We start from the raw sequence: 18,477 nt of genomic DNA, 5'->3' as shown, positions 1-18,477 counted from the left end.
TAATGCAATGAAAAATATACCGCATTCAGTTTATTATATCTTTATTTTTTGAGTATGTTACCTCATTCGAAAATAAGATATTGCGGTGAAAATTTCTTAAACTCCACCGCACTTTATGGATAATAAAGTTATTTTCGATTTAACCACGCCATATATTCAGCTACACCTTCGGCAACAGTTTTGAAAGGTTGGTCATAACCTGTTGCACGAAGTTTTGTTAGATCTGCTTGAGTGTACTCTTGATAACGGCTTTTCAAATGTTCAGGGAACGCAATAGTTTCAATTTGTCCTTTACGATGGAAAGCTATTACCGCTTTTGCTACTTCTGCAAAGCTTTCAGCTTTTCCTGTACCACAGTTATAAATGCCTGATATACCTTGTTGCCAGCACCAAATATTGACTTTTGCAACATCACCCACGTAGATAAAATCACGTAAAAAGTGTTCGCTACCTGCAAATAATTTTGGATTTTCACCTTTTAAAATTTGATTGTTCAAATGAAACGCTACACTCGCCATGCTTCCTTTATGTTGCTCTCTTGGACCGTAAACGTTGAAATATTTAAATCCACAAACAGGGGATTGAACCGTAGGTAAAATTTTTCGTACATATTCGTCAAATAAGAATTTAGAATAGCCATACACGTTGAGTGGAACTTCAAATTGACGATCTTCGATAAAATCTGTTTTGTCACCATAAGTTGCTGCACTTGAAGCATAATAAAATGGGATTTGTCGATCTATACAATAATGTAATAATTCTTTAGAGTATTCATAATTATTTTGCATCATATATTTTCCATTCCATTCAGTAGTTGCTGAACATGCACCTTCATGGAATACGGCATCGACTTTTCCAAAGTCATCACCAGCAATAATAGAAGCAATGAAATCTTCTTTATCACAATAGTCTGCAATATCTAAATCGACTAAATTACTAAATTTTGTACCATCCGTTAGATTATCTACTACTAAAATATCTTTTCGACCTATATCGTTTAGAGCCTTAACAATATTACTTCCAATAAACCCTGCACCGCCAGTGACAATAATCATAATGTTATCCTTCAATCGTAAAAATTATATTTATTCTAAAGGATTTTAAGTAGATTGTGTACTTAAAAAATAGTCTATGAAGTGCGGTTTGTTTTCGTCAAAAATTAAATTATGTCTCAGTTTTTCTGTAATAAGTAAACTAAAAGCCACAGCAATACAACATCAAACCTTACAAAAATACAAAAGACTATCAATTTGCTATTGATTGTTATATAGTTAACAAAAATTTATTTTTATAGTTTATAATGAGAATTATGTTAAAAATATAACATTTTTCATATTTCCAATTTCTAACTATAGAATCAGACCTAGTTTTCTTATTAACAAAATGAGGTGAATCAAATGAAAGCAAAAGATATTGCAAAATATATCGACCACACCGCACTTACGGCAGAAAAAAATGAAAAAGATATTCTTCAACTATGTGATGAAGCTCTCGAAAACGGATTTTATTCTGTGTGTATCAATTCGGGATATATTCCTTTGGCAAAAGAGCGGTTGAAAAATAGCGATGTTAAAATTTGTACAGTAGTCGGATTTCCACTTGGTGCAAATTTAACAGCTGTAAAAGCGTTTGAAACGCAAGAAGCGATTAAAGCAGGTGCTAATGAAATTGATATGGTAATTAATGTTGGGTGGATTAAGTCTGAATGTTGGGATCTTGTTAAAGAAGATATTAAAGCAGTATTAACCGCTTGTGCAGGCGTTCCGTTGAAAGTTATTTTAGAAACGTGTTTATTGAGTAAAGCAGAAATTATTAAGGCTTGTGAAATTTGCCGAGAATTAAATGTTGCTTTTGTAAAAACGTCAACAGGTTTTAATAAGGGCGGAGCCACTGTAGAGGACGTTGCCTTGATGAAACAAACTGTAGGTGAAATTGGTGTTAAAGCATCGGGTGGTGTGCGTGATACAGCAACTGCAATCGCAATGATTAAGGCGGGGGCTACTCGTATTGGTGCAAGTGCTGGTATTGCAATCATCAATGGCTTAGTTGATAAAGAAAGCAATTATTAATTGAATGGAACTGCACTGATGATTGAGAAAAAAATATCTTCGCGTGTTGAACAACTGCTCTTCTTATTAAAGCAAAACGATAAACTGCATTTACGTGATGCAGCAAAATTTTTGCAAGTATCAGAAATGACAATTCGTCGAGATCTTAATAACAGTGCAGGGAAAATCTCGTTACTTGGCGGCTACCTTGTTGATAATGCAAAGCAAAATTATGAAAATAATTATTTTATTGCGGAACATCAGAATAGAAATGTTGCTGAAAAAATGCACGTTGGCAAGTTAGCCGCGAGGTTAATTAAAAATGGTGATGTTGTTTTTTTTGATTGTGGCTCCACGATACCATTTATTGCGTCACAAATTGATAATTCGATAAATTTCACCGCACTTTGCTGTTCGTTAAATACTTTTGTTGTATTACAAGATAAACCTAATTGCGAACTGATTTTGTGTGGTGGTAATTACTCTCGTCATAATTCATCTTTCACACCGATTCATTTGACTTCAGAAGTAGACCACATTTGTACCACAAAAGCATTTATTTCTGCAGCTGGAGTGGATTTGTTGCAAGGTGTGACTTGTTTTAATTTCAATGAAGCAAAACTGAAAACAAAGGCAATATCAAAAACAAAACAGCGTATTCTCGTGTTTGATCACAGTAAAATAAACCAAGTACATCAGTCTTATATTGCTGATTTAAATCAATTTGATTTACTTATTTCAGATCAGCCCCTGCCACCAGAATTTGGCGATAATATTCCTAGTTTGGTGTATTAGTTCAATCGTTTATCCCTTGAATAAATTGAAATATTGTTATTTTGAGTTAAAAGCATATAATTTTACCTGACCGTTTTGACTGTTTAGGGGAAAATTATGCAATCAAGAGAAGAGCTAATTTTACATTTGCTTGATTCTATCGGAAAAGTGAATGTAAATGAATTAGCAGTCCAGTTTGAAGTATCGGTAGAAACAATACGACGTGATTTAGCTAAATTAAGTCAAAAAGGGTTGTTGCATAGAGTGCATGGCGGTGCTGTAAGTTGTCGAACGAAAGATGTTGGACATTCTTTTCAGTCTCGCTTGAGGGCAAACTATGAAACAAAAAAGCAAATTGCTGAAAGTGCAGTGGAGTACGTGTTTGAAAACTCAGTTATTGGCTTAGATGCGAGTTCTACTAGTTGGCATTTTGCACAACTTATCCCAAATATTCCTTGTACGATTGTAACAAATTCAATGCGTAACATTGTTACACTTGCTAATAGACCTAATGTAAGAACAATTGCAACGGGTGGCGTTTATTCTGCTAAATATGATGCATTTTATGGACCTCTTTCTGAGCAGTTATTACTTCGTTTACATATTGATATTTGTATTTTTTCTTGTTCTGGATTAGATAGTAGTGGAGCAATTTGGGAATCAAATGAGGTGAATGCTTCAACAAAACGTAAATTATTAGATACATCTGAAAAAAAATTTTTGTTAGCAGATAGTTCTAAATTTGAGCGTAAAAATTTAATTAAATTAGGTGAGTTATCACAAGTTGATATTTTGTTTACGGATAAACTTCCAAACGATACTTTTCAAAACTATTGTCAGGATAAAGACATTTTTATTTCTTATATTTAATTAGGTTTCATGCCTGAAATGTCCGTTTTTATTTATTATTTTATTAAATGGGCATAAAAATCATGTCTTAACAGTTAAATTTTGTGATCGATCTCACAAAAATAATACAACTTCTAGAAAAAAGTAAACAGACTATTCATTTTAATAAACAATAATTAATAACTTTATATCAATAATATCTTAGGCAAGAGAGGGAATACAAAATGACACAATCTAATTTTACTCCAGTAAAAATTGGGATTCGTCCTACTATTGATGGTCGCCGTTTAGGAGTGCGTGAATCACTAGAAGATCAAACGATGAATATGGCAAAATCAGTTGCTCAATTATTTGAAAGTACGTTACGTCATCCTGATGGGGATTTTGTTGAGTGTGTCATTGCAGACACTTGTATTGGTGGTGTTGTTGAAGCCGCCGCTTGTGCAGAAAAATTTAAACTAAATAACGTAGGATTAACTATAACTGTAACCCCTTGTTGGTGTTATGGATCAGAAACAATTGATATGGATCCTTATATGCCAAAAGCAATTTGGGGATTTAATGGTACAGAGCGACCTGGAGCAGTATATTTAGCAGCTGCTCTTGCAGGACATTCACAAATGGGGTTGCCAGCTTTTTCAATTTATGGCACAGAAGTGCAAGAGGCAGATGATAATGTTATTCCTGAAGATGTGAAAGAAAAGCTACTCCGTTTTGCACGAGCGGGCTTAGTAGTTGCTCGTATTCGTGGTAAATCATATTTATCGATTGGCTCTGTTTCTATGGGAATTGCTGGTTCTATTGTGAATCAACCTTTTTTCCAAGAATATTTAGGTATGCGTAATGAATATGTTGATATGACAGAGATTAAACGCCGTTTAGATCGAAAAATTTATGATCAAGAAGAGGTGGATTTGGCTTTATCTTGGGTTAGTACCTATTGTAAGGAAGGAATTGACGTAAATAGCATTGAACATCAACTTAATCCAAAAGAGAGAGCAGAATTATGGGAAAATGTCGTCAAGATGGCGATTATTACTCGTGATTTAATGGTAGGAAACCCAAAATTAGCTCAGCTTAATTATGGAGAAGAAGCTCTAGGGCATAATGCTATTGTCGCTGGGTTCCAAGGGCAACGCCAATGGACAGATCATTTACCTAACGGAGATTTTATGGAGGCAGTGCTAAATTCTAGTTATGACTGGAATGGTGTACGACCGCCTTATCTTCTTGCTACCGAAAATGACTCACTAAACGGTGTGAATATGCTATTCGGTCATCAGTTAACAGGACAAGCACAAATTTTTGCTGATGTACGAACTTATTGGAGTCCTGAATCAGTTGAGAAAGCAACAGGATTTAGTCCTGAAACAGGTTTTATTCATTTGATTAATTCAGGTTCAGCAGCTTTAGACGGAACAGGACAACACAGTAAAAATGGTCAACCTGTAATTAAGCCCATTTGGGAAGTAACAGAAGAAGATGGGCAAAAATGTCTTCAGCATACTCGTTGGTGTCCAGCAGTACATGAATATTTCCGTGGCGGTGGATATTCCTCTCAATATACTACAAAAGGAGATATGCCATTTACAATGCACCGTTTAAATATTGTTAAAGGCTTAGGTCCTGTGTTACAAATAGCGGAAGGTTGGTCAATTGAGTTACCTAAAAAGGTGCATGATACATTGATGAAACGAACTAATGAAACTTGGCCTTGTACTTGGTTTGTTCCTCGTTTAACAGGTCAAGGTGCCTTTACTGATGTGTATTCTGTAATGGCGAATTGGGGAGCAAATCATTGTGTTATAACCTATGGTCATGTAGGTGCAGATTTAATTACTCTTGCTTCTATGTTGAGGATTCCTGTGTGTATGCATAATTTGCCAGACCAACAAATATTCCGTCCAAGTGCGTGGAATGGATTTGGACAAGACAAAGAGGGGCAAGATTACCGAGCTTGTGCCAATTTCGGTCCACTATATAAATAATATCTAATTTAATTGAATTCAATTTGATGAGAGTGCGGTTAATTTTAATCGCACTTGGGGGGTGTTTATGTCTATTATCTTAGTTCTTGACTGTGGAGCGACAAATTTACGTGCTATTGCATTAGATCAATATGGCAATATTCTTGCTTCTCATCATATTGCTAACTGCACATCTGTTGATTCAGGTAACCCAGATTATCATATTTGGGATTTTGATGAAATTTGGAAAAAACTGGAACAATGTGTATTACATACTTTAGCACAGTTAGAGCAATCAGAAATGCCATTAACAGAAGTGATTGGGATAACAGTAACAACATTTGGTGTCGATGGCACAGCCTTTGATCGTTTTGGAAAACAAATTTATCCGATTATTTCATGGAAGTGTCCTCGAACTATATCGATCATGCAAAATCTTGATCGATATTTTGATATTAATGATCTTTATCAAAGAAATGGGGTTGGACTTCATAGCTTTAATACTCTCTTTAAACTTATTTGGTTAAAAGAAAATCAACCTGATATTTTTAAACGGATGGACAAGTTTGTTTTTATTTCATCCATGTTAAATCATCGACTGACGGGTGTATTTAGTACGGATCATACGATGGCAGGAACATCAATGATGACAGATTTACGTAGAGGTAGCTGGGATCATAAGATATTGTCTGCATTAGATTTAACAGAAAATCATTTCCCTTCATTTGTATATGCAGGTGATCAAATAGGTCATTTATCAGCCACACTTGCAAAAAAATGGGGATTAAATCAAGTCCCTGTTATTTCGTCAGGACATGATACTCAATTTGCTGTGTTTGGATCGGGTGCTAAGTTACATCAACCTGTGCTGAGTTCTGGTACTTGGGAAATTTTGATGGTAAGAACAGAAAAAGCATTTCCTAATTTTCATGATTTTTCACAAGAGTTAACAACTGAATTTGATGCAATATTTGGTTACTTCAACCCAGCTGTACAATGGTTAGGTTCAGGAGTGATGGAATGGATTGGTAAATTATTCTTTTCGGATGTCAAAGATAGTCAAGACTATTATTCTACTATGATCTCTGCTGCAGAAAACATTCCTGTTGGCTCGAATGGTGTTTCTTTTAGTAATAGTTTTTTGCCTTCAAACGGTGTTGGAGCAGGGAAGATTAAAGGATTATCGATAACATCTACAAGAGGAGAAATTTATCGAGCAGCTTTGGAGTACATGGCAATGCAACTTAGTAATGGACTAAATCTATTACAGCATCAAGGTGGATTCCAAACAGACAGTCTTATTTGTGTAGGAGGAGGATCAAAAAATAAACTATGGAATCAGATTCGTGCTGATGTATTAGGATTTCCTATTGATATTGTAGATGTAGCTGAATGTACAGTATTAGGTGCAGCTATGTTTGCTTTCACCCATGTTGGTGTTTATGAGAATATTGTTGTCGCACAGCAAGTAATGTCGCCAGTGAAAAGACGTATTTACCCTTCTGAACAATCTTCACTTTATCAACAATTACGACAAAATTATTAAGGAGCATTTATGTTAAAAGGTATTCATCCTGCAATTTCACCTGAATTACTTAAAGTTTTAGCAGAGATGGGGCATGGCGATGAGCTAGTTTTATGCGATGCACATTTCCCAGCTCATAGTTTACAGCAAAAAGTTATTCGTGCTGATGGAGTATCTATAGATCATTTATTACAGGGTATCAGTTTATTATTTGAATTCGATAATTATGTAAAGGCTCCTTTAATAATGATGAAACCCGTACAAGGCGATGATTTGGATCCTCAAGTAGAAAGACGTTATTTAAATGCTATTAAAAGTGCGGTGAAAGATTTACCAAATTTAGAACGAATTGAACGCTTTGAATTTTATCAACGTGCAAAACAGGCTTATGCCATTGTTATTACTGGTGAAATAGCAAAATACGGCAATATTATTCTTAAAAAAGGTGTGACACCTTCATTTTAAATTTTTAGAGAAGAGATTAAAAAATGACTAGACAAGCGTTATCAAGAAAAATTATCAATACCTGTTTGGAAATGACAAGATTAGGTTTAAATCAAGGAACAGCAGGTAATGTCAGTGTTCGTTACAAAGAGGGTATGTTGATTACACCAACGGGTATGCCTTATGAGTTAATGACAGAAGAAAGTATCGTTTATGTAGATAATAATGGTGTATATGAAAAGGGTAAGTTGCCTTCAAGTGAATGGCTTTTCCATCTTGCTGTGTATCAAGCTAGACTTGATTGTAATGCAGTCATACATAATCATGCGAAACATTGTGCAGCAGTATCTATTCTGGAAAAGGATATTCCTGCTATTCATTATATGATAGCTGTTAGCGGTACAGATCATATTCCTTGTGTTCCTTACGCTACGTTTGGGACGTCTCAGTTAGCTCAATATGTCAAAGAAGGAATTAAAGAAAGTAAAGCGATATTATTATCTCATCATGGTTTAATTGCAGCCGAAACAAATCTTGATAAAGCATTGTGGCTCGCTCATGAAGTGGAAATATTAGCTGAATGGTATATGAAATTATTAGCAACAAATCAGCCTATTCCATTACTTTCTAAAGCAAACATGGTTGCTGTATTAGAAAAATTCAAATCCTATGGTTTACGGATTGAGGAAAAATAATGAAATAACCTAATGGTATCTATTCTACGATTATGAGGAGAAAAATGATGTCTGCTAAAGTACTCGAAAAAAAATTTGTGATCCCTTTTATTTTAATTACTAGCTTATTTGCTTTATGGGGATTCGCTAATGATATTACCAATCCTATGGTTGCAGTTTTTCAAACTGTTATGGAAATTCCTGCATCTGAAGCTGCATTAGTGCAATTTGCTTTTTATGGGGGATATGGAACAATGGCAATTCCGGCTGCACTTTTTGTTAGTCGGTTCAGTTATAAAAGTGGAGTATTATTAGGATTGGCATTGTATGCTATAGGTGCATTTTTATTCTATCCCGCAGCGTTATACGAAGAATTTACTTTCTTTCTATTTTCTCTTTATATCTTAACTTTTGGTTTAGCTTTTCTTGAAACAACAGCTAATCCCTATATACTTTCTATGGGCGATCCAAAGACTGCAACTCGAAGATTGAATTTTGCTCAAGCTTTCAATCCATTAGGATCGATCACTGGAATGTTTATTGCTTCCAATGTAGTGTTAGCTAATTTGGTATCTGATAAACGAGATGAGGCTGGAAATTTGATCTTTGATACGCTTTCAATAGCTGAGAAGTCAATAGTCCGTACTCATGATTTAGAAATTATTCGTAATCCTTACTTAGTAGTTGGTTTAGTTGTGCTAGTAGTAATGCTGATCATTGGCTTATATAAAATGCCTTCAACTAAAATAGAAGAGCAGAGCAATCAAATAAACTTTAAAAGTTTAGTTAAGCGTTTGTATATGAATAAAAAATACCGTGAGGGTGTAGTTGCTCAAGTCTTTTATGTTGGTGTTCAAATTATGTGTTGGACATTCATTATTCAGTATGCAGAACGATTAGGATTTACGAAGGCTGAAGGACAAAATTTTAATATCATTGCCATGGCAATTTTTATCTGTAGCCGTTTTATTAGTACTAGCTTAATGAAATATTTAAAAGCTGAACTTATGTTATATTTATTTGCTTTGGGAGGTTTGTTGAGTATTTTAGGTGTAATCTTTATTGATGGTATTTGGGGATTGTACTGTTTAATTCTTACCTCAGGATTTATGTCTCTCATGTTTCCAACTATTTATGGTATTGCTCTTTACGGATTGAAAGAAGAATCAACACTTGGTGCTGCAGGATTAGTGATGGCAATTGTAGGAGGTGCATTAATGACACCACTACAGGGGGTGATTATTGATCAAGGTGAATTATGGGGATTCCCAGCAGTAAATATTTCTTTTGTTTTACCTTTGATCTGTTTTGTAGTCATTGCTATTTATGGCTATCGCTCTTGGCGAATACTTAAATAACTTATTAACAAGTGCGGTAAAAAATATAGATTTTTTTACCGCACTTGTTAGTTAAAATAGCCCTTCCAATTAATAAATTAGCCCTCTATCCCCTCAAAAAGTGCGGTGCTTAAATAACGTTCAGCAGCGGAAGGCAAAATGACAACAATCAATTTATCAGCAAATTCAGGTAATTTTGCAATGCGTTCAGCCGCAGCCACAGCAGCACCTGAGGATATTCCTGCAAGAATACCTTCTTCCGACATTAAACGACGAGCAGTAGCAATTGCGGTTTCACTGTCTATTTGTTCTACTTTATCAATTAGAGACAGATCTAAATTTTTAGGGATAAATCCCGCCCCGATACCTTGAATTTTATGAGGAGCAGTTTTTATTTCTATTCCAGCGAGAGTTTGGCTAATTACAGGAGATTCGGCTGGTTCAACTGCGACAGATGTAATTGCTTTTCCTTGATCTTGTTTAATGTAGCGACTGATTCCTGTAATTGTGCCGCCCGTTCCTACTCCCGCAACAAGTACGTCAATTTTTCCTTCTGTGTGTTGCCAAATTTCTGGTCCTGTGGTTTGTTGATGAATAGCTGGATTAGCAGGATTTTCAAATTGTTTCAGCATAATATAGCGATTAGGATTAGCTGTAGCGATTTCTTCTGCTTTAGCGATAGCTCCTTTCATGCCTTTAGAACCTTCCGTTAAGACTAAGTTGACGCCTAATCCACGTAACAAGCGTTTACGTTCTAAACTCATAGTTTCTGGCATAGTTAAAGTGATTTTATATCCTCTTGCCGCAGCAACATAGGCTAATGCAATTCCTGTATTCCCACTAGTTGCATCGATAATTTCTTTTTCTTTAGTTAGTAGCTCATCTTTTTCTGCTTGCCATATCATGTTTGCACCGATACGGCATTTCACACTAAAACTTGGATTCCGTCCTTCAATTTTTACGACAATATTTTTATTGCCAAAGTTTTTTAACTGTACTAAAGGAGTATTTCCTATAGAGTAAGAGTTGTCTGCATAAATTGTCATAGTGCTTTCCTACTGGTTACGTTCATAAAAATATTTTTAACAGTTTTTCTTTAAAATTGAAAATAGCAGTTTGCTATATTTTATAATTAAAGATTATTTGACTAACGTTGTAGGTGAATTTTTTTCGTCATTTTCTGGTAGAAAATGCCCTCGATATTGTTCTGTCCACATAGCAGTTGCTCCGCATACTGCTACTGGAATAATGACAAGATTAATCACAGGGATAAGCATGCAGCAAGACACTAAAACGCCAAAAGTTAGATTGATTGTTGATTTTTCAGCTAATGCACTTTTCATTGCTGGAAAAGAAATTTTGTGATTGTCAAAAGGGTAATCACAATATTGAATAGCCATCAACCAGGCGGAAAATAGAAAAGTGATAAAAGGAATGAAAGTTTGTCCAACAAGAGGAATAAATCCTAGTAAAAACAAAAGAATTAGCTTAGGCAGTGAGTATTTTAGCTTTTGCCATTCACGTTTTAACATACGAGGAAGATCTTTAATGAAATCAATAGCACTAGTTTCTTGTAAATTTTTGCCAGTAAGTAAATTTTCCACTTTTTCCGCTAATAGCCCATTAAATGGTGCCGCGATAAATCCAGAAAGTGCGGTGAAAATAAAATAGAATAAAATTATTATCATAAATATAGATAATGCTAATAATATGCCACCGAGCCAGCTTAGCCAGTCTGGAATATAACTAATTAGAATATCGATCATGGAGTCGATTTGATTTATAAATAACCATAATAACCCACTCAATAACAATATATTTAATAGTATTGGCATAATGACGAAACGCTTTAACCCTTTTTGACGAATTAAATGCCAACCCATAATAAAATAATGGAATCCTTGTTTTAGTTGATTTTGTTTTAACATCATAAATTACTTTGTTTATATTAAATGAGTTTTAAGAATACAAAATGGGATTAAAAAAATCAATTTCTACATATCGCTACAAGCTTAAAATGTGTTAAGCTAGCACCGTTGATAATGTCTTATCAGACGTAAGAAGTGGGAGAGTATGATGGAATTAAGTACTGTTTTGATCGTTTTATGTGTGACAGCGTTAGTTATTTTAGTCGCTCATGGTTTATGGGCAAATCGGCGTGAGAAAACTCGTTATTTTCATAATGCTCACACTTTCACTAAAGAGGCAAGAATCAGAGAGCTACAGGAAAATGGCGAATCATCTTTATTTACTGTTGAGGAGACTAATGATTGCGAGGATAGTAAGTTGTCATCAGCATTAAGTCAAGAAACTTTAAATTTTGATGAAAGTAGAGATTCTTCTGTTCAAGATAGTCAAACTATTGAACAAGCAGTGAGTCAAATTAAAATTAGTTTACCAAATTCACCAAAGTCAATGAATGCAACAGTAGAACCTCTTTCTCAGGCTTCTTTTGATATAGGCAGTGCTACTATTGCTGATATAGAAAATAGTATTGATACTCAAAAAGGAATCAATTCTTCTAATGTTCTTTTAAGAGAGCAGTTAGCTAACGCAGTAAATATAGATTCTAAGCCCGTTATGTCATCAGTGAATACAACGGAATTAAAAGAGGAAGATGCTAAAGCAAAAACTGAAGACATTACTTTAAAATCAGTACAACCACAAAACGATGTTAAACCCACTTTTATTACTCTTTACATTGTATCTCATGAACAACGTGATTTTAACGGAGCTTTGATAGCTCAAGTATTGGATGATCTGGGTTTTATTTTTGGTGAAAAACAAATTTATCACCGTCATTTAGATTTGAGTATCAACAGTCCTATTTTATTTAGTGTAGCAAATATTGAGAAGCCAGGTACTTTTGAGCAACATAATATGGCAGAGTTTTATACGGTAGGTCTTGCTTTATTTATGCAGCTTCCTTCACATGGTAGTGATTTAGCAAATTTACGGATGATGATTCGAGCAGCAAAAACTATTGCGAGTGAATTAGGAGGAGTTATTTTGACGGAACAACAAGACATTTTTACGGAAGAAGAAGAGCAAGCTTATTTAAACCGAGTAATGTAATCGACTAAAATATATGAAATATTGACCGCACTTTTGGTTGTTGTGAAAGTGCGGTCATTTTGATCAAGGATTCAAAATGATTGACCAAATTATCAAACAGATTAATGAATTAAAAGAAACATTGCGTAGATATGAATATCAATACCATGTATTAGATGAGCCTACCGTACCTGATGCCGAGTATGATCGTTTATTTCATCAATTAAAAGCACTAGAACAGCAATATCCACAATTAATTGATGCTGATTCACCCACTCAGCGTGTTGGAGCTAAGCCTTTAGCCAGTTTTAACCAAATTCGCCATGAATTGCCGATGTTATCTTTAGATAACGCTTTTTCTAACGATGAATTGAAGACGTTTGTTAAACGTATTCAAGACCGTTTAATAGTAATGCCTGATTCTTTAGATTTTTGTTGTGAACCTAAGTTAGATGGGCTTGCAGTGAGTATTCTTTATGTAAACGGACGATTAACTCAGGCTGCGACTCGTGGTGATGGGACAACAGGAGAAGATATTACAGCAAATATTCGTACGATTCGTAACATTCCATTACAATTACTGACTAATAATCCTCCAACACGTTTAGAAATACGAGGTGAAGTCTTTATGTCGCATAGCGGTTTTGAGCAACTCAATCGTATTTCTTTAGAAAAAGGCGAAAAACTTTTTGCAAATCCTCGCAATGCAGCAGCTGGATCTTTACGTCAGCTTGATCCTAAAATTACAGCAACCAGACCTTTGCTCTTTAATGCTTATAGTATAGGGATTTTTGAAGGAACATTGTTGCCTAAAACGCATTTTGCACGTTTACAATGGTTAAAGTCTATTGGTATTCCTATCAACAACGAAATTAGACTTTACAATACTATTGAAAAAGTAGTTGATTTTTACCGCACTATGGGTGAGAAACGTCGTTCTTTAGGCTATGATATTGATGGCACTGTGATAAAAGTCAATGATATTGCTTTACAACAAAAATTAGGCTTTGTTTCTAAGGCTCCTCGCTGGGCAATTGCTTATAAATTTCCAGCACAAGAAGAGTTGACTTTGTTAAATGATGTTGAGTTTCAAGTGGGAAGAACGGGGGCAATTACCCCAGTTGCGAAGCTAAAACCTGTTTTTGTTGCAGGTGTGACGGTAAGTAATGCTACTCTGCATAATGCCGACGAAATTGCACGTTTAGATGTAGCTATTGGCGATACAGTAATTATTCGGCGAGCAGGTGATGTTATCCCACAAATTGTTGGTGTAATACGAGAACGTCGTCCACAAAATGCTAAACAAATTATATTTCCAACTCACTGCCCTGTTTGTAATTCGGTAATTGCTCGTATTAAAGACGAAGCTGTGTCACGTTGTACAGGTGGTCTAATTTGTGCCGCACAGAGAAAAGAATCTTTAAAACACTTTGTATCCCGCAAAGCAATGGATATCGATGGTGTAGGAAGTAAATTAATTGAACAATTGGTTGATCGTGAATATATTCATACACCAGCTGATCTATTCAGGTTAGATAAATTAACTCTAATGCGGTTGGAAAGAATGGGTGAAAAATCAGCTGAAAATGTAATCAATGGCATTAAAAAAGCGAAGAAAACAAGTTTGCAACGTTTTATTTTCGCATTAGGGATTCGAGAAGTCGGTGAAGTAACAGCATTAAATTTAGCAAATCATTTTAGAAATCTGACCGCACTTCAGGCGGCAACACTGGAAGAATTGCAAGCAGTGCCTGATGTAGGTGAAGTTGTAGCGAACCATATCTTAGTATTTTGGCGTGAAGCTCATAATGTATCCGTAGTAGAAGACTTAATTAATCAAGGTATACACTGGGATGATGTACAACCAACTTTAGTGACAGAGAATCCATTGAACAGTAAAACAGTTGTGTTGACGGGAACATTAGCTAAAATGGGGCGTAATGAAGCAAAAGCTATTTTACAACAACTGGGTTGTAAAGTTAGTGGCAGTGTATCATCAAAAACGGATTATGTTATTGCAGGCGAAAATGCAGGTTCAAAATTAAATAAAGCGAAAGAGCTAGGTATTAAGGTAATGAATGAAAAGGAATTTCTTGAATTAGTTGAACACTATAGTTAATTGATATTAAAGTGCGGTGATATTTTAAACACCGCACTTTTGGGTTAGCGTCGGAACATGTTTCCTAGATTACCTAACCCTCCCATCATGCCTTGCATTCCTCGCATCATTTTTGCCATTCCGCCTTTTCGTATTTTTTTCATCATACGCTGCATTTCATCGAACTGTTTGAGTAGCTTGTTAACGTCTTGTACTTGCGTGCCAGATCCTAAGGCTATTCGACGACGACGAGATCCTTTGATAATATCTGGATTTGCTCTTTCTTTTAAAGTCATCGAATTAATGATAGCTTCCATTTTTATGAAAGTTTTATCATCAACTTTATTTTTTACATGTTCAGGTAGATTTTTTGCACCAGGCAGTTTATCAAGCATACTCATCATGCCACCCATTTTTTTCATCTCGATAAGCTGTTCACGGAAATCTTCAAGCGTGAATTGGTCACCTTTCTTGAATTTCTGAGCCATTTTTTCAGCTTTTTCTTGATCTACTGAACGTTGTAAATCTTCAATTAAAGAAAGTACATCTCCCATTCCTAAAATACGAGAAGCTATACGGTCAGGGTGAAATGGCTCAAGAGCATCGGTTTTTTCACCAACGCCTAAAAATTTGATTGGCTTTCCTGTAATTTTACGAATAGATAAAGCTGCACCTCCACGTGCGTCACCATCTACTTTAGTTAAGATAACACCTGTTAATGGTAAAGCTTCATTGAAAGCTTTAGCAGTATTCGCTGCATCTTGACCAGTCATTGCATCAACAGTAAATAAAGTTTCGATTGGATTAAGAGCGGTGTGAATTTGCTGAATTTCCGTCATCATTTCAGTATCCACGTGTAAACGTCCAGCCGTATCCACAATTAGCACATCGTAAAATTTTAGTTTAGCTTCTGCGAGTGAATTTTGTGCGATTTCTACTGGGCTTTGCTGTGAATTAGACGGGAAAAAATCGACTTGAATACTTTGAGCTAGTGTTTCTAGTTGTTTAATTGCAGCTGGTCGATAAACATCAGCAGATGTTACAAGCACTTTTTTCTTATGACGCTCACGTAAAAATTTTGCTAATTTACCGACACTTGTTGTTTTCCCTGCACCTTGTAAACCAGCCATTAAAATTACTGCGGGAGGCTGTGTAGCTAAATTTAAACTTTCATTAGCTTCACCCATTGCCTTTTCAAGCTCAGATTGCACGATCTTGAGGAACTCTTGTCCAGGGGTTAAGCTCTTATTAACTTCTTCGCCAATAGCCCGCTCTTTAACTTGATTAATAAAATCTCGTACTACAGGTAACGCTACGTCTGCTTCTAATAACGCCATTCGCACTTCACGTAGAGTTTCTTTGATATTTTCTTCTGTTAATCGCCCTTTTCCTGTGATATTGCGTAAGGTTTTTGAGAGGCGATCTGATAAATTCTCAAACATTATTGATCCTAAATTTAATCCATAAAACTGACCTAATTATACTGAAATTTACTAGATTTTCATCATTTGAAAGAAATTTATAGCGATTTTGTGTGAGCAAGGCTAGAATAAAACGATAATCAGTTAATGAGGTAAATAATATGTGGTGTGCGATTGTGGCAATAATTTTATATTTGAGCAGTATTTTATGTATTAGCCCAATTTTGCTCAAAACTCAGCTGAATGAAAAAAGTAAAACCAATAAAAATTTATTTTTTTTAACCGCTCTTATAGCTATTATTTTTCATTTTTTAAGTTTAAATTCGCTATTTTCTCAGTTATTCACTGAAAGTCCTTTTAGTCTTGCAGAAATAGGATCGTTGATTAGTTTAATTATGGCATTTCTTGCTACGGTGGCGATGTATTTTAAAGTAAAAACGCTTTGGCTATTGATCCCTATTGTATACTGTTTTGCTGTGATTAATCTGATTTTGCAAACTGTTTTAGCTACTAATATTAACTCTCTTCTTGTGCAAGATATAGGTTTATTTATTCACGTTGGGCTAGCTTTATTTGCTTATGCTTTATGTTTTATGACCATGCTTTATGCTATTCAATTGTTTTGGTTAGATCGTAATTTAAAAAGAAAAAAATTATCTTTTTCTCCCGTTATTCCACCATTAATGACGGTTGAACGACATTTTTTTCGTTTAATGATTACTGGTGAATTTTTATTAACTTTAGCTCTTATTTCGGGTTGTATTTATTTCCCTAATTTTATGGAAGAGCAAAATATCCAAAAAGCAACTTTTTCGTTTTTAGCGTGGTTAGTTTTTGCTTTTGCTTTGGCTGGTCACTGGAAACTTAATTGGCGTGGTAAAAAAATGATTATTTACTCTATCTCTGCAATGATTTTACTAACAATTGCTTACTTTGGTAGTCGAATGATGTTTGAAGTAGTTTAGTTTTATAAATGAATAACGTTTTGATTATATTTAAGGATAATAATTTTGAACAGTATTCCTCTTACTAGCTTGTTTATTACACTAGTTATTTTATTAATTTTATCAGCCTATTTTTCGGGTTCGGAAACAGGGTTACTTTCTTCTAATCGTTATCGTATGCGAGTTTTAGCTGATAAAGGGCATCGAGGAGCAAAGAAAGCAGAAAGCTTGCTAAAACGAACGGACTCAATTTTAGTGTTAATTTTACTGTGTAATAATTTAGTCAATATTCTAGCTTCCGCTATAGCAACTATTATCGGTATGCGGTTATACGGTGATGTAGGCGTTGCGATTGCTACTGGGATGCTAACGTTTGTAATGTTAATTTTTTCTGAAATCTTTCCTAAATCTATTGCTGCGATTTACCCCGAAAAAGTGGCTTTTGCAAGTAGTCATTTATTGCAGCTGTTGTTGAAAATTTGCTCTCCCTTAGTTTATATCATGAATTTGATTATTCGTAGTTTGATGTTGTTATGTGGAGTAAAACGTAATGTTTCTTCCACTTCTTTAAGTACTGAAGAGCTAAGAGTAGTAGTCAATCAATCGGCAAAATTTATTCCTTTTGCACATCAGCAAATGTTGCTTTCTATTTTAGATTTAGAAAAAGTTACCGTTGATGACATTATGGTGCCTCGTAACGATATTGGCGGTATCAATATTGAAGATGATTGGAAATCTATAATGCGTCAGCTTAATCACACACCGCATAGCAAGATAGTGTTATATAAAGAAGATATGGATAAAAATATTTTAGGCATTTTGCGAGTGCGTGAGGCTTATCGTTTAATGATGGATAAAAATGAATTTAATAAAGAAACACTTATTCGTGCTGTTGATGAAGTTTATTTTATTCCAGAAGGGACTGCATTAAATGCTCAGCTTTTGAACTTTCGTAATAAGAAAGAGCGAATTGGATTAGTTGTCGATGAGTACGGAGATATTAAAGGATTAATCACATTAGAGGATATTTTAGAGGAGATTGTTGGTGAATTTACTACATCAATGTCACCTTCTATTGATGAAGAAGTCAGTGAACAATCTGATGGTACAATTATTATTGATGGTTCAGCCAATTTACGTGATCTTAATAAGCTATTTAATTGGAATTTGGATACGGAAGATGCTAGAACTTTTAATGGATTAATTCTTGAACATCTAGAAGAGATTCCTGAAGTGGGAACAAGTAGCGAAATTAATGGATTGAAAATTACGATCTTGGAAGTTTCAGACAATATGGTGAAGCAAGCAAAAGTTGAAGAGTTACAGACTAAATAACGATGAT

Annotated in this window: 16 protein-coding genes; 12 read left to right on the top strand and 4 right to left on the bottom strand. The window is 34.9% G+C overall.

Translation table 11 applies throughout. The annotated features are described in order from the left end of the window. Positions 1 to 128: 128 nt before the first annotated feature. Positions 129 to 1,055 (bottom strand): ADP-glyceromanno-heptose 6-epimerase, encoded by a 927-nt coding sequence (rfaD, locus tag ACFQ02_RS04460; protein WP_380819849.1) that lies wholly within the window; start codon positions 1,053 to 1,055, stop codon positions 129 to 131. Positions 1,056 to 1,397: 342 nt separating this feature from the next. Between rfaD and deoC the strand changes: the two genes are divergently transcribed. The 8 genes from deoC to fucP all read left to right on the top strand — a co-directional run bounded on the left by deoC (position 1,398) and on the right by fucP (position 9,639). Further along, complete coding sequence (gene deoC / locus ACFQ02_RS04455) at positions 1,398 to 2,069, top strand: deoxyribose-phosphate aldolase (protein WP_380819846.1); 672 nt, start codon at positions 1,398 to 1,400, stop codon at positions 2,067 to 2,069. A 21-nt stretch (positions 2,070 to 2,090) separates the two neighbouring features. Next, positions 2,091 to 2,843 (top strand): DNA-binding transcriptional repressor DeoR, encoded by a 753-nt coding sequence (deoR, locus tag ACFQ02_RS04450; protein WP_380820172.1) that lies wholly within the window; start codon positions 2,091 to 2,093, stop codon positions 2,841 to 2,843. Positions 2,844 to 2,939: 96 nt separating this feature from the next. Beyond that, entirely contained in the window at positions 2,940 to 3,692 is a 753-nt protein-coding gene (locus ACFQ02_RS04445) for a DeoR/GlpR family DNA-binding transcription regulator (RefSeq protein ID WP_380819843.1), read from the top strand. Positions 3,693 to 3,895: 203 nt separating this feature from the next. Further along, complete coding sequence (fucI, locus tag ACFQ02_RS04440) at positions 3,896 to 5,659, top strand: L-fucose isomerase (protein WP_380819840.1); 1,764 nt, start codon at positions 3,896 to 3,898, stop codon at positions 5,657 to 5,659. Between the two features lie 67 nt (positions 5,660 to 5,726). Further along, complete coding sequence (gene fucK, locus ACFQ02_RS04435) at positions 5,727 to 7,184, top strand: L-fuculokinase (protein WP_380819837.1); 1,458 nt, start codon at positions 5,727 to 5,729, stop codon at positions 7,182 to 7,184. 9 nt (positions 7,185 to 7,193) lie between these two features. Beyond that, on the top strand, positions 7,194 to 7,628 hold the full coding sequence (gene fucU, locus ACFQ02_RS04430) for an L-fucose mutarotase (RefSeq protein WP_380819835.1): 435 nt from the start codon (positions 7,194 to 7,196) through the stop codon (positions 7,626 to 7,628). A 23-nt stretch (positions 7,629 to 7,651) separates the two neighbouring features. After that, complete coding sequence (gene fucA / locus ACFQ02_RS04425; RefSeq protein WP_380819832.1) at positions 7,652 to 8,302, top strand: L-fuculose-phosphate aldolase; 651 nt, start codon at positions 7,652 to 7,654, stop codon at positions 8,300 to 8,302. A gap of 47 nt (positions 8,303 to 8,349) precedes the next feature. Beyond that, on the top strand, positions 8,350 to 9,639 hold the full coding sequence (gene fucP / locus ACFQ02_RS04420) for an L-fucose:H+ symporter permease (protein ID WP_380820170.1): 1,290 nt from the start codon (positions 8,350 to 8,352) through the stop codon (positions 9,637 to 9,639). Between the two features lie 77 nt (positions 9,640 to 9,716). Here fucP and cysK read toward each other — a convergent pair whose 3' ends face one another. Together cysK and cysZ are read right to left on the bottom strand one after the other, a co-directional pair. Beyond that, complete coding sequence (gene cysK, locus ACFQ02_RS04415; RefSeq protein WP_380819829.1) at positions 9,717 to 10,664, bottom strand: cysteine synthase A; 948 nt, start codon at positions 10,662 to 10,664, stop codon at positions 9,717 to 9,719. Positions 10,665 to 10,757: 93 nt separating this feature from the next. Continuing rightward, positions 10,758 to 11,546, bottom strand: a complete 789-nt coding sequence (gene cysZ / locus ACFQ02_RS04410) for a sulfate transporter CysZ (RefSeq protein WP_380819825.1) — start codon at positions 11,544 to 11,546, stop codon at positions 10,758 to 10,760. Between the two features lie 148 nt (positions 11,547 to 11,694). Here cysZ and zipA point away from each other — a divergent pair, with 148 nt between their 5' ends. Together zipA and ligA are read left to right on the top strand one after the other, a co-directional pair. Beyond that, on the top strand, positions 11,695 to 12,693 hold the full coding sequence (gene zipA, locus ACFQ02_RS04405) for a cell division protein ZipA (RefSeq protein ID WP_380819822.1): 999 nt from the start codon (positions 11,695 to 11,697) through the stop codon (positions 12,691 to 12,693). 76 nt (positions 12,694 to 12,769) lie between these two features. Then, a complete protein-coding gene (gene ligA, locus ACFQ02_RS04400; protein ID WP_380819819.1) occupies positions 12,770 to 14,791 on the top strand; it encodes an NAD-dependent DNA ligase LigA in 2,022 nt (673 codons plus the stop codon). Positions 14,792 to 14,835: 44 nt separating this feature from the next. On the opposite strand, the gene ffh is transcribed toward ligA, so the two are convergent. After that, complete coding sequence (ffh, locus tag ACFQ02_RS04395; protein ID WP_380819816.1) at positions 14,836 to 16,212, bottom strand: signal recognition particle protein; 1,377 nt, start codon at positions 16,210 to 16,212, stop codon at positions 14,836 to 14,838. Between the two features lie 140 nt (positions 16,213 to 16,352). Between ffh and ACFQ02_RS04390 the strand changes: the two genes are divergently transcribed. Beyond that, on the top strand, positions 16,353 to 17,156 hold the full coding sequence (locus ACFQ02_RS04390) for a cytochrome C assembly family protein (RefSeq protein WP_380819813.1): 804 nt from the start codon (positions 16,353 to 16,355) through the stop codon (positions 17,154 to 17,156). 45 nt (positions 17,157 to 17,201) lie between these two features. Then, positions 17,202 to 18,470 (top strand): HlyC/CorC family transporter, encoded by a 1,269-nt coding sequence (locus ACFQ02_RS04385; RefSeq protein WP_380819811.1) that lies wholly within the window; start codon positions 17,202 to 17,204, stop codon positions 18,468 to 18,470. Positions 18,471 to 18,477 lie beyond the last annotated feature (7 nt).

It is taken from the genome of Seminibacterium arietis (assembly GCF_042675725.1).
In the GTDB taxonomy this organism is placed as follows: domain Bacteria; phylum Pseudomonadota; class Gammaproteobacteria; order Enterobacterales; family Pasteurellaceae; genus Seminibacterium; species Seminibacterium arietis.
Note: the sequence above shows the minus strand (reverse complement) of the source record. Positions and strands in the feature narration are given on the sequence as shown.

Excerpts from the sequence above, each read along its gene's own strand:
- rfaD (WP_380819849.1), bottom strand. The coding sequence starts at position 1,055 with ATGATTATTGTCACTGGCGGTGCAGGGTTTATTGGAAGTAATATTGTT.
- deoC (WP_380819846.1), top strand. The coding sequence starts at position 1,398 with ATGAAAGCAAAAGATATTGCAAAATATATCGACCACACCGCACTTACG.
- ACFQ02_RS04445 (WP_380819843.1), top strand. The coding sequence starts at position 2,940 with ATGCAATCAAGAGAAGAGCTAATTTTACATTTGCTTGATTCTATCGGA.
- fucI (WP_380819840.1), top strand. The coding sequence starts at position 3,896 with ATGACACAATCTAATTTTACTCCAGTAAAAATTGGGATTCGTCCTACT.
- fucK (WP_380819837.1), top strand. The coding sequence starts at position 5,727 with ATGTCTATTATCTTAGTTCTTGACTGTGGAGCGACAAATTTACGTGCT.
- fucU (WP_380819835.1), top strand. The coding sequence starts at position 7,194 with ATGTTAAAAGGTATTCATCCTGCAATTTCACCTGAATTACTTAAAGTT.
- fucA (WP_380819832.1), top strand. The coding sequence starts at position 7,652 with ATGACTAGACAAGCGTTATCAAGAAAAATTATCAATACCTGTTTGGAA.
- fucP (WP_380820170.1), top strand. The coding sequence starts at position 8,350 with ATGTCTGCTAAAGTACTCGAAAAAAAATTTGTGATCCCTTTTATTTTA.
- cysK (WP_380819829.1), bottom strand. The coding sequence starts at position 10,664 with ATGACAATTTATGCAGACAACTCTTACTCTATAGGAAATACTCCTTTA.
- cysZ (WP_380819825.1), bottom strand. The coding sequence starts at position 11,546 with ATGTTAAAACAAAATCAACTAAAACAAGGATTCCATTATTTTATTATG.
- zipA (WP_380819822.1), top strand. The coding sequence starts at position 11,695 with ATGGAATTAAGTACTGTTTTGATCGTTTTATGTGTGACAGCGTTAGTT.
- ligA (WP_380819819.1), top strand. The coding sequence starts at position 12,770 with ATGATTGACCAAATTATCAAACAGATTAATGAATTAAAAGAAACATTG.
- ffh (WP_380819816.1), bottom strand. The coding sequence starts at position 16,212 with ATGTTTGAGAATTTATCAGATCGCCTCTCAAAAACCTTACGCAATATC.
- ACFQ02_RS04390 (WP_380819813.1), top strand. The coding sequence starts at position 16,353 with ATGTGGTGTGCGATTGTGGCAATAATTTTATATTTGAGCAGTATTTTA.